This window comes from Pseudomonas turukhanskensis, assembly GCF_027922365.1.
Lineage (GTDB): Bacteria > Pseudomonadota > Gammaproteobacteria > Pseudomonadales > Pseudomonadaceae > Aquipseudomonas > Aquipseudomonas turukhanskensis.
Genome location: NZ_BSFN01000003.1, coordinates 329365 through 343781 on the forward strand (window position 1 = coordinate 329365; position 14417 = coordinate 343781).

Annotated in this window: 12 protein-coding genes and 2 pseudogenes; 6 read left to right on the top strand and 8 right to left on the bottom strand. The window is 59.0% G+C overall.

What is annotated here, in order from left to right; translation table 11 throughout:
- Nucleotides 1-2: 2 nt before the first annotated feature.
- Entirely contained in the window at nt 3-2729 is a 2727-nt protein-coding gene (gene rbbA / locus PKE98_RS07885; protein WP_271194713.1) for a ribosome-associated ATPase/putative transporter RbbA, read from the bottom strand.
- On the bottom strand, nt 2726-3799 hold the full coding sequence (locus tag PKE98_RS07890; protein WP_271194714.1) for an HlyD family secretion protein: 1074 nt from the start codon (nt 3797-3799) through the stop codon (nt 2726-2728). Before PKE98_RS07890 ends, rbbA begins: the two co-directional genes overlap by 4 nt.
- Nucleotides 3800-4018: 219 nt before the next feature.
- Between PKE98_RS07890 and PKE98_RS07895 the strand changes: the two genes are divergently transcribed.
- Both PKE98_RS07895 and PKE98_RS07900 read left to right on the top strand, forming a co-directional pair.
- Complete coding sequence (locus PKE98_RS07895; protein WP_271194715.1) at nt 4019-4879, top strand: diguanylate cyclase domain-containing protein; 861 nt, start codon at nt 4019-4021, stop codon at nt 4877-4879.
- Between the two features lie 132 nt (nt 4880-5011).
- Complete coding sequence (locus PKE98_RS07900; protein ID WP_271194716.1) at nt 5012-6634, top strand: methyl-accepting chemotaxis protein; 1623 nt, start codon at nt 5012-5014, stop codon at nt 6632-6634.
- Nucleotides 6635-6946: 312 nt separating this feature from the next.
- Here the strand turns inward: PKE98_RS07900 and PKE98_RS07905 are convergent, their stop codons facing one another.
- The 3 genes and pseudogenes from PKE98_RS07905 to PKE98_RS07915 all read right to left on the bottom strand — a co-directional run.
- Nucleotides 6947-7717: an SDR family NAD(P)-dependent oxidoreductase gene (locus PKE98_RS07905; RefSeq protein WP_271194717.1), complete on the bottom strand. Its 771-nt coding sequence runs from the start codon at nt 7715-7717 to the stop codon at nt 6947-6949.
- Between the two features lie 254 nt (nt 7718-7971).
- Nucleotides 7972-8151 (bottom strand): annotated as a pseudogene (locus PKE98_RS07910) (DUF1289 domain-containing protein).
- A gap of 21 nt (nt 8152-8172) precedes the next feature.
- Nucleotides 8173-8577, bottom strand: a pseudogene (locus tag PKE98_RS07915) (cation diffusion facilitator family transporter); the annotation flags it as partial.
- A gap of 201 nt (nt 8578-8778) precedes the next feature.
- Between PKE98_RS07915 and PKE98_RS07920 the strand changes: the two are divergent.
- The 3 genes from PKE98_RS07920 to PKE98_RS07930 all read left to right on the top strand — a co-directional run bounded on the left by PKE98_RS07920 (nt 8779) and on the right by PKE98_RS07930 (nt 10258).
- Complete coding sequence (locus PKE98_RS07920) at nt 8779-9330, top strand: chalcone isomerase family protein (RefSeq protein WP_271194719.1); 552 nt, start codon at nt 8779-8781, stop codon at nt 9328-9330.
- 11 nt (nt 9331-9341) lie between these two features.
- Nucleotides 9342-9881, top strand: a complete 540-nt coding sequence (locus PKE98_RS07925) for a DUF3833 domain-containing protein (protein WP_271194720.1) — start codon at nt 9342-9344, stop codon at nt 9879-9881.
- Nucleotides 9882-9952: 71 nt separating this feature from the next.
- A complete protein-coding gene (locus PKE98_RS07930; RefSeq protein ID WP_271194721.1) occupies nt 9953-10258 on the top strand; it encodes a DUF6482 family protein in 306 nt (101 codons plus the stop codon).
- A 46-nt stretch (nt 10259-10304) separates the two neighbouring features.
- Here the strand turns inward: PKE98_RS07930 and PKE98_RS07935 are convergent, their stop codons facing one another.
- The 3 genes from PKE98_RS07935 to PKE98_RS07945 form a co-directional block, all read right to left on the bottom strand.
- Nucleotides 10305-12104 (bottom strand): acyltransferase family protein, encoded by a 1800-nt coding sequence (locus tag PKE98_RS07935; RefSeq protein WP_271194722.1) that lies wholly within the window; start codon nt 12102-12104, stop codon nt 10305-10307.
- 411 nt (nt 12105-12515) lie between these two features.
- Nucleotides 12516-13139, bottom strand: coding sequence for a cell wall hydrolase (locus tag PKE98_RS07940; RefSeq protein ID WP_271194723.1), 624 nt, complete (start codon nt 13137-13139; stop codon nt 12516-12518).
- 245 nt (nt 13140-13384) lie between these two features.
- Entirely contained in the window at nt 13385-13816 is a 432-nt protein-coding gene (locus PKE98_RS07945; RefSeq protein WP_271194724.1) for a helix-turn-helix domain-containing protein, read from the bottom strand.
- 73 nt (nt 13817-13889) lie between these two features.
- On the opposite strand from PKE98_RS07945, the gene PKE98_RS07950 reads away from it, so the two are divergent.
- Nucleotides 13890-14381, top strand: coding sequence for a JAB domain-containing protein (locus tag PKE98_RS07950; protein WP_271194725.1), 492 nt, complete (start codon nt 13890-13892; stop codon nt 14379-14381).
- The last annotated feature ends 36 nt before the right edge of the window (nt 14382-14417 follow it).

Here is a 14417-nt window from a genome sequence, read left to right on the forward strand (position 1 = left end):
GGCTAGCGCTCCTGCTTGCGTAGACACACCACGCTCAAGCCAATCAGCACGGGCACCGTGATCAGCAGTTGGAGCAAGTAGGGGGCCAGCGCGGGCAGGTCCAGGGCTTTGGAAAACACACCCCGGCTGATGGTTAAAAACTGCGCCGTGGGATACACCTTGCCCACCCAGGCGCCAAAGCCCTCTAGCGACGACACCGGGTTAATCAAGCCGGAAAACTGAATGGCCGGCAGCAGGGTGCCGATGGCGGTGCCGAAAACCGCGGCAATCTGGCTGGTCATAAAGGTCGACAGCCACAACCCCAGCCCCGTGGACGTGCCGATGTACACCAACGCCCCCAGGCTTAACACCAGCAGGCTGCCCTTCATCGGCACGCCAAACACCCAGACGGCCAACGCACACATCAGCAGAAAATTGAGCATGCCCATGGCCACATAGGGCAGCTGTTTACCCAGCAGAAACTCCAGGCGCGTAACCGGGGTGACATACAGGTTGATGATCGAACCCATCTCTTTTTCGCGCACCACCCCCAGGGCGGTGAGCATGGCCGGAATCATCATCAGCAACAGCGGGATAATCGCCGGCACCATGGCCTGCAGGCTCTGTACATCGGGGTTGTAGCGGTAGCGCACCTCTACGCCCGCCAGGCCGCCACTGTTGTGGGTGAGCTCAGCCAGGTAGCTTGCGTGAATGCCATTGACATAGCCTTCGATGGTGCCGGCGCGCATCGGCATGGCGCCGTCTACCCAGGCCGCTACTGTGGGTTGCGCGCCACGCTTAAGGTCGCGGCCAAAGTTCGGCGGTATCTCCAGCGCCAGGGCAATGGCACCGCTTTGCAGGCGCGCTTGCAGGTCGGCGTAGTCGCGCAGTGGCGCCTGTTCGATGAAGTACCGCGAACCGGCAAAGCTGCGCAAATAGGCCTGGCTGGTGGTGGTCTGGTCGCGGTCTAGGGCCGCGAACGACAGGTCTTCCACGTCCAGGCTGATGCCGTAGCCCATGATAAACATCAGCAGCACCGTACCCAGCGCCGCCAAGGTCAGGCGGATGGGGTCGCGGCGAATTTCCATGGTTTCGCGCCGGGCGTAACTGTATAGGCGGCGTGCGCTAAAGCGCTGCTGGCGCGCCGGGGCGTTGGCGGGCACCTCGAGCGGTGCCGGTTCAGCAACCGGCGGCACCACGGCGGCGGCGCCGGCGGCTTCTTCGAGATACTCCACAAAGGTCTGTTCCAGGGTGTCCAGACCGCGCTCCAGGGTTAATTGAGTGGGCGCGCCACTGACCAGCACTTTTCCAGCGTGCATAAACGAAATGCGGTCGCAGCGCTGGGCCTCATTCATAAAGTGGGTGGAAATAAAGATGGTCACGCCGTCGTTGCGCGACAGGTCAAGCAAGTGCTGCCAGAAAGCATCGCGGGCTATCGGGTCTACCCCGGAGGTGGGTTCGTCGAGAATCAGCACCTCGGGTTTGTGGATCAGCGCCACTGCCAACGACAGGCGTTGGCGAATGCCCAGCGGCAGGCGGTCGGGCAGGGTGTCGAGCTCCTCATCAAGCCCAAAACGCTGCGCTGCATCGGCCACCCGTGCGGGAATTTCGCCCCGCGGCACATGGAACAGTTGGGCATGCAGCACCAGGTTCTGCCGCACGGTAAGTTCGCTGTACAGCGAAAAACCCTGGGACATATAGCCCACCCGCCGGCGAATGTTCAGATCGTTTGGGTCAACCGCTTTGCCAAACAGCCAGGCTTGCCCGGAGGTGGCCGGCAGCAGGCCAGTGAGCATTTTCATGGTGGTGGATTTGCCGCAACCATTGGAGCCGAGAAAACCGAAAATTTCCCCCTGCTCAATGCGAAAGCTGGCGCTGTCCACCGCCGTGAACGCACCAAACCGGCAGGTCAGTTCGCGCGCTTCAATGGCAATGACTGGCTCGCCGTTGGGGCAGGGACGCGGTGTGATTTGCAGCGGCTGATGACCACGGCGGCGGCTTGGCGGCAGCAGTGCGACAAAGGCGGCCTCCAGGGTTTTACACTGGGTTTTTTGGCGAATGCTTGAGGGCGTGCCGCTGGCCAATACCTTGCCGGCGTCCATCATCAGCAGATGATCGAAGCGTTCGGCTTCCTCCATATAGGCGGTGGCCACCAGCACGCTCATGCCAGGGCGGCGGGCGCGCAGGTCCGCGATCAGGCTCCAGAACTGGTTGCGCGCCAGCGGGTCGACGCCGGTGGTGGGCTCATCGAGGATCAGCAAATCGGGGTCATGTATCAGGGCACAGCACAGGCCCAGCTTCTGCTTCATGCCGCCGGACAATTTGCCCGCTGGCCGTTCGGCAAACGCGGTGAGCCCGGTGCTTGCCAGCAGAGCGGCAATACGCCGGTGGCGCTCAGCCTTGCCCTGGCCGAACAGGCGGGCAAAGAAGTCCAGGTTTTCGAACACCGATAGCGTGGGGTACAGGTTTTTACCCAGGCCTTGGGGCATGTAGGCAATACGCGGGCACACGGCAGTGCGGTGAGCGGGGTCGCTTATATCGCCGCCGAGCACGATGACCTGCCCTTGCTGAACCACCCGCGCGCCAGCAACCAAGGCCAATAGGCTGGACTTGCCAACTCCGTCCGGGCCGATAAGGCCGACAATGCCGGTGGCGGGAATATCCAGGGTGATGCCGTCCAGCGCGGTGGTTTTGCCATAGCGCAGCCCTACATCGTGTAAACGCGCCGCCCAGCTGCGCTCAGCCGTCACTGCGGCACCTTCACTTCCAGCGCCGCCGGCCATGGGGCTTGCGGGTCAAGGCGGACATGGGCGACGCCCGGCACGCCGGTTTTCACTTGGCTGAGGTGTTTGCGCAGCAATGCAGGGTCTATGCGTGCCTTGATGCGGAACATCAACTTTTCCCGCTCACTGGCGGTTTCCACGGTTTTGGGCGTGAACTGCGCCACGCTGGCGACATAGCTGGCGGTGGCGGGAATCACGTACTGCGGCGCGGCATCAATGATCACCCGCACTTCGCTGCCCAGCGCAACGCGCCCGGCCTGGTCGGTGGGCAGAAAAAACGTCAGGTACACATCGCCAAGGTCCACCAGGTTCAGCACTTTTCCGCCAGCACCAATCACTTCGCCCACTTCAGCGATGCGGTATTGCACACGGCCATCGCGCGGTGCTTTGAGTTCGGTGTCGGCAAGGTCGGCTTGCAGGCGCTGTTCGGTGGCGTTGGCGGCGTCAATGGTCGCCTGCGCCTCCACCACCTGAGACTTGGCTGCCTCAATTCCGGCCTGGGCAGTAACCACCTGAGAATTGGCGGCAGCCAGGGCGGCCTGGCCGCTTTCCAGCACGGCGCGGTCGTCGTCCAGTTGCTGTTTGGCCATGGCATTTCGGCTCACCAGAATTTCGGTGCGGGCAAAGCGCTTTTGCGCAGCGGTGAGTTCCGCGTGCCGTTGGGCGACAACGGCCTGGGCGGTGATTTTTTCGCTGTCGCGTTGTGCCACCAAGGCCGCCGCGGTGAGCTTGGCCGTGCGCGCCCGTTGCGACTGGGCCTGTGCCTGGAGAATTTCGGCCTGCAGCGCCTGTGTATCCATGCGCGCAAGCACTTGGCCGGCGCTGACCTGATCGCCTTCGGCCACCAGAATCTCGGCGATGCGCCCAGCCAGCTTGCTGGCCACGTCTACCTCGGTCGCTTCAATGCGGCCATTACCACTGGCAAAGCCGGGGTCGGGCGCGGCGGGTTTGAGTACCAGCCATGCCACTGCTAGCGCTGCGGCAGCGATGCCTGCTACGGCCGTGCGTTTTAACCACTTGCGGGTGAGTTCGTTCATCCATGCCTCGTTTCTGCGTCTAAGCGCGCGCGGGTTGGATGATTGAATGGAACAAGCGGTGCTTTCTTGATCTGCGTTAAGAAATGTCTGTTTGGCAGTCGGAGAATAATACGAGGTGGTCTTTTTTCGCAGACCGCTCAGGCTGCTACCTCAGGCTTGCTTAAGGTTGGTGCTGAACACTCTGGCGTGGCCATTGACGACGTAGGTGACTGAACCGTGATGAGTGAGCATGAGCAGTTGTTGGTTCGCGCAGTGGAGGGCGCGGGAAATGCGGTACTTATCACCGACCGGGAAGGGACAACGGTATGGGCGAACGCGGCAATGTGCCGGCAAAGTGGTTATAGCCTGGATGAGCTGATCGGCCATACGCCACGCAAACTGAGTTCCGGGCAACAGAGCCCGCAGGTGTACCGGCAAATGTGGCAAACCATTCTGGCTGGTAAGGCTTGGCAAGGCGTTTTGGTGGAGCGCAATAAAGCTGGCGAGCTCTACACGGTGCAGCAAGTGATCTCGCCGTTGCTGAGCGCCGAGGGTGCAATCACTCATTTTCTGGCCATTCAGCACAGCAATTGCAGCCTGGGTGGCGAGCGAGAGGAAATGCACCGCCTGGCGTTCAACGATGCCTTGACCCAACTGCCCAACCGCGCGCTGTTGCTGGACCTGTTGCGCCAGGAAATCGCCGACGCGCGCAACGCCAACCAGGTATTCACCTTGTTGTTTCTCGACCTGGACCGCTTCAAACAGGTCAACGACCGCTTTGGCCATCTGGTCGGTGACAAGCTGTTAATGGCGGTAGCACAGCGGGTGCTGAGCACGATTCGCCGAACCGACGTGCTCGGTCGCCTGGGCGGCGATGAGTTTATTGCCTTGTTGCCGCAGATGGCCGGTAAGCGGGTAAACCGCCTTACTGAAAAGATTACCAGCGCCATTTGCCAGCCGTTCGAGATTGACGGCCACACTCTGGAGGTTGGCATAAGCATAGGTGTCAGCCAGTTTCCCGAAGACGGTTGCAGCGTGGAGGCGTTGGTGGATGCGGCGGATAAGGCGATGTATGAGGTCAAGCAGCGCAAGCGCACTTGAGTTCGCTTGATGCCATTGGGCCAGTATCTTAAGTTTTGCTTAAGAAATGCCAGGGAAAGTGACCACGATCAAGGGCTCTTCATTACCTGTGGGCATGAGCCCACCTGCGTTGCGACAAGAAGGAAAGTAGCTATGTTGCGAAAACTGAATATCGCCCCCCGCGCAGGCTTGGGTTTTGGCCTGCTGGCGCTGTTGGTCTTTCTGCTGGGCGGCTTTGGCGTGCTGAAAATGTCTGAACTGCGTGATGACTCGCTGGAAGTCTCGGAAAACTGGTTGCCGAGCATTCTGGCGTTGGACCGGATGGCGCAAAGCACCTTGCGCTTACGTACGGTTACCTTGCGCTTGGTGCTTAACCAAAGCGATCAGGACCAGCAGAACAACACCGCGCGCTCTGAAAAGCTGAAAGCCGACCTGGCCAAGTATCAAAACGACTACCAGGCGTTGATTTCCAGTGAACAGGAGCGTGCCGCTTACGAGCGGTTTGCCAGCGCCTTGCAAAGCTATCTGGTCGAGCAGCACAAGTTGGCGGAGTTCGCGCGGCAGAAGAAATTCGACGAGGCGGCGAACGTGTCCAACGGTCCTCTGGTGCAATACGCCGACGCCCTGGCCAAAGAGCTGGACGCCCTGACCGCACTAAACACCGAGGGCGCCCGTGCGGCCAACGAGCATTCGGCCAAGGTTTATACCAGCGCCATGATCAGCATGGTGGTGACCATGGTGTTGGCCGGGGTGGTTACGGTAATCCTCGCCCTGCTACTGACCCGCAGCATCGTGCTGCCGCTGTTGCGCGCTGTGGGCGTAGCGCAGGTGGTGGCCTCGGGTGACCTGACCCAGCACATCGAGGTGGACGGCACCGACGAGCCGGCGCGCTTGATGGACGCCTTGAAAACCATGCAGCAGAGCCTGCGCAGCACCATTCAAGGCATTGCTGACTCCTCCAACCAGTTAGCCAGCGCCTCGGAAGAACTCACGGCGGTCACTGAAGACTCTACCCGTGGCCTGCACCAACAAAGTGGCGAAATCGAACAGGCTGCTACCGCCGTAAACGAGATGACTGCGGCGGTGGAGGAGGTTGCCCGCAACGCGGTTATCACCTCCGAGGCGTCGCGCGATACAGACCGCACCACCCAGCGTGGGCGCGAGCAAGTGCTGCAAACCGTCAATTCCATCTCCAGCCTGGCCGATGATGTAACCAGCTCCGGCAGCCAGGTGGAGGCCCTGGCCAACCAGGTGCGCGACATCAGCAAAGTGCTCGATGTCATTCGCTCCATTGCCGAGCAGACCAACCTGCTGGCCCTTAACGCCGCCATCGAAGCGGCCCGCGCCGGTGAAGCCGGGCGGGGCTTTGCCGTGGTAGCCGATGAAGTGCGCGCCCTGGCCCATCGCACCCAGCAATCCACCCAGGAAATCGAACAGATGGTGGGCGGCATTCGTCAGGGCACCGACCAGGCCGTCAGCGCCATGCAGAGCAGTACCGAACGGGCACGCTCGACCCTGGACGTCGCCCGTGCGGCCGGCTCGGCGTTGGATGAAATTGCCCAGGCCATTTCCACCATCAACGAGCGCAACCTGGTGATTGCCAGCGCCTCGGAAGAACAGGCACAAGTGGCGAGGGAGGTGGACCGTAACCTGACCAACATCCGCGACCTCTCCCTGCAATCCTCCGCCGGCGCGAACCAGACGGCGGCCGCTAGCCAGGAACTGTCGCGTCTGGCAGTGGGCCTTAACGGGATGGTGGCGCGGTTCAAGGTTTGAATGCAGCGGGCGCAAGCAGACGGCAAAGGCTTTTCAGCTGCCTGCGATTTTAAGGCACGTTCTAGCAGATGGTTGGCGCCAGCGAAGGCCCGCTTTAGCCAGAAGCGGTCATAGGGTGTCTAGAAAAGCCGGGGCGATTCAGTTTCGTAGACACCTCCAAGCCTTAAACTAAGGCCCATTAGGAAGTGCCATGAGCAACCAGCGTTATCCCGAAGAATTCTAAATCGAAGCGGTCAAGCAATTAGCCGAAATCAGCCGGTCAGACAAGACGGACCGGGCTGATACCTATCAAGTTTTCGCGAGTAAAATAATTCACCACACAATGGGTTTGTCGTCCCAGGCCCAGAAGGTCCCGCTGTCGGACGGTCCATGTGCGCCTACCAACTCAATAATGCGATCGGCTGAGAACGCCGGTTCGAACAGTTGGCCATCAGGCACGTTCGCCTGGAATGGCTGAGACAGCTCCGTGTCAGTCGTGCCTGGGTGTATTGCCAGGACAGTAGAAGCAGGGTTGAGGCGTTTTAATTCGATACTGGCCGTGTGTAGCAACTGGTTGAGCGCCGCTTTGCTGGCTCTGTAGCTGTACCAGCCACCCAATCGGTTATCGCCAATAGAGCCAACTCTCGCGGAGAGCGCCGCGAAGGTAGACGGTTGTTTGCGCAATAACGGCAGTAGGTGCTTAAGCAGCAGGATTGGAGCAAACGTATTGGTCGCAAAGCTCGCTTGCATGCTCGCAAGGGTCAGTTGTGCCAGACCCTTTTCTGCTTTTGCGCCGTCCTGATGAAGAATGCCTAGCGTACTGATGACGAGGTGCAGATGGTCGCATTCCCCAAGCGCATCGCTCACGAGTGCTTCGAGCGATTGCTCATTGCACGCGTCGCAGTCGACTCGTTTCAGGCGGTCGCCATATTGATCTGCAAGCCTTGCCAGTTCAGTGGCGGTGCTGGCTTTTCGCGCTACTGCCCACACCTGAGTGACATCATCGCGAGCGAGCAAAGCCGCGCACAGTGCCAGGCCGATGCCTCTGCTGGCTCCGCATATCAGCACGTGAGCTTCGCTGTTCAGTTCGAATATCAAACTCATAAGGCACCTTGAGTAGCATGACTGAAGTAGGGTTTATGACTTTGGAGCAAGGCATCACCTTCAGGTGGGCCGTTGATGATAATGGACCATACACAAAGAGGCCTTAAGCTGAGCGGCCACCTTGGCTTTCTTGGGAATGCTCGCTCTCTGAATGTCGGGTGATGTCCGAGGACCTTGCTTTGACTGCTATTGGCCGATTGGGAGCGTTTAGCACAGGCCGGTCTTGGCCAAAAAGCGGACCGCCAGAGAGTGTTTTAACCGTGCGGTTTCTTCAACCCTTTCAGGCGTGCAGCTGCCCGTTGCACAGCGGCCATTTTTTCCGGCCGCTTCATTCGTCCACTTTCTGATGTCATCTTTGCTACGTCCGCAGCTCACGCACAGATCGCCGATTAACTGACAAAGCGAGATGCAGGGTTCTCGATTTCTTTGGCCATCGTCAGTGCTACTTGCTGAAATCAGTCCATGCGAAATTCAACGGTCAGGTGGCTGACTTCATGCACCCATTTGAGTCGCTCGCGAATGCCCTCGGCGTTCGTGGTGCTTTGGCCGATAACGCTGACGATTGCCGCATGCGCTTGCGGCCCCACCCGCCAGACATGCAGGTCGGTGATGGTTACATCACCGGGCTGTTCGACGAGCTCGCGAATTTCCTCGGCGATGTGCTCGTCGGTTTGGTCCAGCAGCACGGCGGCCGTGATGCCGATCGGGCTCCAGGCCCAACGGGCAATTACAACCGCACCGACGATGCCGATTACCGGGTCCAGCCATACCCAGCCCAGATAGTGGCCGGCCAGCAGCGCCACAATGGCCAGAACCGAGGTGAGCGCATCGGCGACGACATGCAGGTAAGCCGACTTCAGGTACCCACACCGTGCGCTTGGCATTTTCTTCATGGGCAGCGCGTAGAAATACGTGGTGGTGTACGTGGTCGGTATTCGAGTTTCCCCGCTGCCAAGCAATGCAACGCGACCGGCTGAGCCAAGTGCACTTTAGAAAAACCTATGCAAAAAATGAAATCTGTATAAGTATTTCGCTGCATCGACCACTCCCGGAGGGCTCCCATGGGCCTGGCAAATTCCTTCGCCTCGCCATGGCGCGGCGCGATTGCGTTGTGTGTGCTGCTGATGAGCTCTACAGGTTGGGCGGATTGGCGCAGCGACTTACCTGAGCCCGCGCTGGTCGGCCAAGGCGACTTCACCTGGTTCGGCTTGCGCGTCTATCACGCTCGCTTGTGGTCTGGCGCGCCGGCCGTGAGCTGGGAGCAGCCTTTTGCCCTGGAGCTGACCTACCTGCGCGAGCTATCGCGCGACACGCTGGTAGAGGCCAGCCTGGACGAAATGCGGCGGCTCGGAGCGGGCTCGGTCGATGACGCCCAACTGGCCGCCTGGGGCGTCGAGCTGCGCAAGGCTTTCGTCGATGTTCAGCCGGGCCAGCGCATTACCGGTGTCTACCTGCCGGGCAAGGGCGGCCGTTTCTATGTTGATAGCGAGTTCCGCCACGCGGTAACCGATGTCGATCTTTCCCGCGCGTTCTTCGCCATCTGGCTGGATACCCGCACCCGTAATCCCCAGCTCCGTCGCGAGCTGCTGGGGCTCAATGAGACAAACCCGTGAGGAGGTCGACGATGCGTGTCGGGATATGGCTGTTGGTGGGCCTGTTGCTCAGTGGTTGTGGCGGTATCGAGGTTGAGCGGTACGCCGCGCAACGGCCGCAACTGGATTTGCCAGGGTTTTTCTCCAGACCGGTGCAGGCCTGGGGCATCTTCCAGAATCGCTCGGGTGAAGTGGTCAAGCGCTTCAAAGTCGATATCACCAGCCACCGCGAAGGCGAGCAGCTGATTCTCGACGAGCGTTTTCTTTACAGCGACGGTACCCGCCAACAGCGGGTATGGCACCTGACGCCAACCGGCGATGGTCGCTGGCGCGGCCGCGCCGCCGACGTGATTGGCGAGGCCGAAGGCGAAATAGCCGGTAACGCCCTGCGCTGGCGCTATCAACTCAAGCTGGACGTGGATGGCACCACCTGGGATGTCGACTTCGATGACTGGATGTACCTCATGGACGAAGACACCCTGATCAACCGTTCAAGCATGAGCAAACTCGGCATAGAACTGGGCCAGGTCACCCTGTTTTTCCGTCGCGACGCCACGCCGACGGCGCATTGAAAGGCAAGCAACGCGAGGCGCTTGCCACTGGCTGTGGCAAGTGCACGTCTGACTGAAAGGAGGAACGGGCAATGAATCTCCAACAACTTGGCGCGGCCGCGCAGGCAGGCAGTGTCGAAGGGCTTGAAGTGGTGTCCCTGGAGGGCGGCTTTTACCTGCTGCAAGCACGCCTGGCTTCGGGCCTTCAACTGCTGCGCGACGAGCACGGCAAGGTGCTGCACCTGCGCTCAACCACCCAGGTCCGCGAGCTGCTGCAAGCAATGCCGCGGGTGCCCTGTGAGCTGATACAGCATTGTGTTCATGACGAAATGTGCGGCTCTCGCGAAGGCCCGATTGCGCCCCTGCGCCTGCCGCTGTCACTTGAACAACGCTGGTGAGTGGCGCTCCCTTACCTTACGCAAACGTGGACAAAGCGCACCTGTCTCAGTGTGCTAATTGCGCCGCTTGTATCAGCGCCCCCAGCGGACTCGGCTTGATCACCTTCTCGCCAAAGTACTTCGCGCCGTATCGAGTGAGGTGAGTGCGGTCGGTGCTTAGCAACTGCCCGGCCGCGTCGGTGATCGGTATGGCGCCGTTTATAGCAGTGACGGCCAGTATCGAGATGTAATTCTCGGCCGGTACTGTTTCGGCCATTTGTTTCTCAAAACTTACGGTGGTCGCCAACAGTTGATTGGTCCGATTGGCTCGCTCGTGCCTGTCGAGTTGAACCAGCCAGTTCAGGTTGTAACCAAAATGCTTGGTGCCAAGGTAGAAAAGTTTCTTGTGGTTTAGCCGGGCAAACTCAGTGTTTGTGTCTATGCAGGCCGGTACGGTGGCGCGGGCAATTACAATCACTTCGGCCGCGTTGTAGAGCGACTTGGCCGTTTCACTGGGGAACGGCGAGAGGCACAGGCCCAGGTCGTCGCGGTACACCACGTCAACATTTTTCAGGCTGAACGACTCGGTCATCATATTGACCAGGTCCCTGCCAAAACTGTCGCCGACTACCAAAATCTTCAAAGAATTGTCTGTAGCGAAGGTGTCTTTCTTATAGCTGAAGACCCTCGAGTTGTAGATGCGCTTGTCCATTTCCTCCATTTTTACCGAGGCGTCAAACACCCGGGATGGCCAACCGTAGCTGCGGTCCAGATAGGTGCCAAATGCAACGAACGATAGCGAGAAAACGACGGCCAGTGTCCAGACGGCGCGGCTGCTGATGTGTCTGCGATTACGAAACGGAAGCTCGACAAATTTCCAGCTGGCAGCGGCCAACAGGAAGGTGGCCACGATCAAGCCGAGGTAGACATAAACGCTGGGTGGCGTGACCGAATAGATTCTCGCAAACGCAAACAGCGGTTGATGCCACAAATACAGGCTGTAGCTGATCAAGCCTGTTGCCACCATTACCCGGCTAGCCAACAGGCGGTGGGCGAGGGTTTTTTCGGTGGCGAAAAATATGATCAACACCGCCCCGCTTGTAGGGATGAGTGCGTAAAGGCCGGGCGTGCGGGTCTGTGGTGTGAAGAACACGATCGACGCCAGGATCAGCGCCAGTCCCGCACCACTCAGCAACTGGTTTCTGATGTGGCTACGGTTGATGTGTGCATGGTGGCGTAAATAGAGCGCTGCTTGCGCCCCGGCCAACAGCTCCCACGCCCGGGTGGGGAGTACATAAAATCCCATGTCCGGGCGGGCGATGGATGCCACTAGGGACAGCACGAGACTGCTCACAAATACCAGAGCCAGCATCAAACCGAGCTTGCTTTTGAAACGGCGCCAAGCGAACAGCAGCACGAGCGGGAACACCAGGTAGTACTGCTCTTCCACCCCCAGGCTCCAGGTATGCAGCAATGGCTTGAACTCACTCGCCATCTGCCAATAACCGGTGGTAACGGCCAGCAGCATGTTGTTTGAGAACAGGGTGGTCGCCAGAATCGATTGGCCGAAGTTTTTGAGCTCGTCGGGCATCATCCATAGGCACGCAAACAGCGTGGACACACTCATCACCACGAACAACGCCGGCAGAATGCGCCGCGCTCTGCGCTCGTAGAACGAAATGAACGAGAAGGCACCTGCTTGCACCTCGTCAAGAATGATCGAGGTGATGAGATAACCACTGATGACGAAGAAAATGTCTACGCCAACGAAACCACCGCTGAAAAAGCCAAGGCCAGCATGACAAAGCAATACGGGTAGAACGGCCAAGGCCCTCAGGCCATCTATTTCACGTCTATAAGCCAGCATCGGCAGGGTTCAATCCTTCGTAATTCATGCTGCATTTTTTTGATGTTCGCCATGGAAGCCGGCGCCAGCAAGCTGAAGCCTCGGATGAGGGCGCGGTAATGTACCGGATGTGTATGCAATCTGAAAAACTGTCGTACACGCGGAGCGAAAAGCGGACCCCGTCCCGCCAAAGTCCGATTGCGCCCCTGCGCCTGCCGCTGTCGCTTGAACAACGCTGGTGAGTGGCGTTCCTTTACCTCAGGGAAAAGGCCGGCGGCGTGTCAGGTGCGATTGCAGGCGTGGAGAAATCAGCGGCTGCCTTGCTGGTTGCGTGAGAGAGGAAGCCGCTTTTTAGGCGGCCAGCAGCCATGGGGCGTGGCAACGTAATCGCTGAGGGGAGGGCGGGCTTGGTTTTTTGGCAAGCCAGAGCGGCTAGCGTGCTGCAATATTCTTGGGTTTATAGAATATGAAACTGCCGATTTCCTTGGTCTTTATATAGCGCTTGGACCAATCCAGAGAGGCGCTGCGGTCGTGGAAAAACAGCGCACCATGGGTGCTGTCTGGCAGTTCCTGGTTAAGCGCTTTGCGGGCGATTTCTTTGGCGACGGTGTAGCGGCTTTCTTCCTCGACCTGATCGGATCGGCCGTCACACCACCAGGAAAACTGACAAGGACTTTTTTCTGAACCCTGTTTAACCACTTCGCACACCGTATCGGGGAATCCCTCAGTACCCAGACGGTTCAGCACCACACTCGCCACCGCTTCCATATCTTCGCTCGCACCGCCTTTGGCCTCCCAGTAGATCGTGCGGGAGAGGCAAGTAATGGCGTCGTCCATAGGCGCTTTGCCTGCGGGGTCGACAGCCTGAACCTCGGTTTTGCCCAGCGGCGTCGCTTGAGGCGCGGCTTCGAGGCTGACCTTCTCTGCCGCTTTTTGCTCCAGCACTTCGGCCTTGTCTTCGGTGGCGGCTTGCACCGCCGGCTGGGCTTCGGCGGCCTGGAGCTGGCCTGCCAACATCAGGAGGCTGACGCCAATCACGGTTGAGAACACGTGCATGGTGGTTATCCGTAATCCGAGAAGCGCACGGTCCCGTGCGAAATTATTGTTAGCCCGCCAACGCGCAGGCTTAAAAGCCCAACAGAAGCTGATGGGGACGGATTTATTTTCATGCTTAGGTGGCCGTCAATTAGAACGCTAGACCAGCAAAATAAATCCGTGCGCTTTCTCGTGTGGTGACTGGGTGCAAGCGGTGGAGAAAAACAGCGCGTGATTTGGAGGCAGGCCTATTTCGATCCAACCAGTTACTCGGAATGCTCGCTGTCCGACGTGACACATGCGTGAGTGAATTGCCAAATCTCTTCGCGCTGAGCTGGTGAGGCTGACGAGTAAGCAAGAATGAGATCAGCGAGTTGATCGTCCTCGCAGTAGAAGAAGGCGGGAGACAGGCCCAACACCTTAGCTATTGCTGCCACAAATTGACTTGTTGGTTCGTGAATGCCGCTCTCGTAGCGGCTCATTCGCGCGCTACTCAATGACTCGTCGAGTCCCACCAGAACGCCGAGCTTGTCTTGCGCGAGACCTGCCCGTTGACGTGCCTGCCGTAGGCGGCGACTTAACGTAGAGGTATTGGTGCCGGGATGTTTTTTCATCCTGCGATATTCGTAGATTGCATTGCCTTTTTCTCTACGAAAAACGTAGAATTGGCTGTCTGAAGGCAGAATGTGTGCTGCCATGCAGATCGCCAGGTTGTCCGCTCGCGGGTACCGCCCTCGGATCAGCCCATCTAAGTCTGGACAGGAGGTTGGTATGACTCACTCTTACGGCGCAGCAGAAAGCACCTTTTCCACGCCGCTTACCGGAAAGGAGAGGCTGCTTATAAACCAGGCGGTGCAGTTGCTGGAGAGCAAGCTGTTCCAACGCGAAGGCTGGATAACCGACCCGAGCCAAGTGCCGGATTACTTGCGCCTAAAGCTGGCTGGCCAACCAAATGAACTGTTCGGCATTTTGCTTCTGGACTCAGCCAACAAGATCATCGGCTTCGAAACGCTGTTTACCGGCACCGTCAATCAGTCGTCCGTATTCCCGCGTCTTATCGTGCAGCGCGCGCTGGCGCGTAACGCTACCGCGGTGATTCTGGTGCATAACCATCCTTCCGGGTTTACCACACCGAGTCACTCAGATCGTGTTTTGACCAAGCGAATTCAGGAGGCGTTGGCGCTGATCGAGATCACCGTGCTGGATCACTTTGTGGTGGGGAAGGGGGAGCCTTTTTCGTTTGCTACGGCGGGGCTGCTTTGAGGTTTTGTGTAGGGGGTAGATAAATCTGAACCCTAT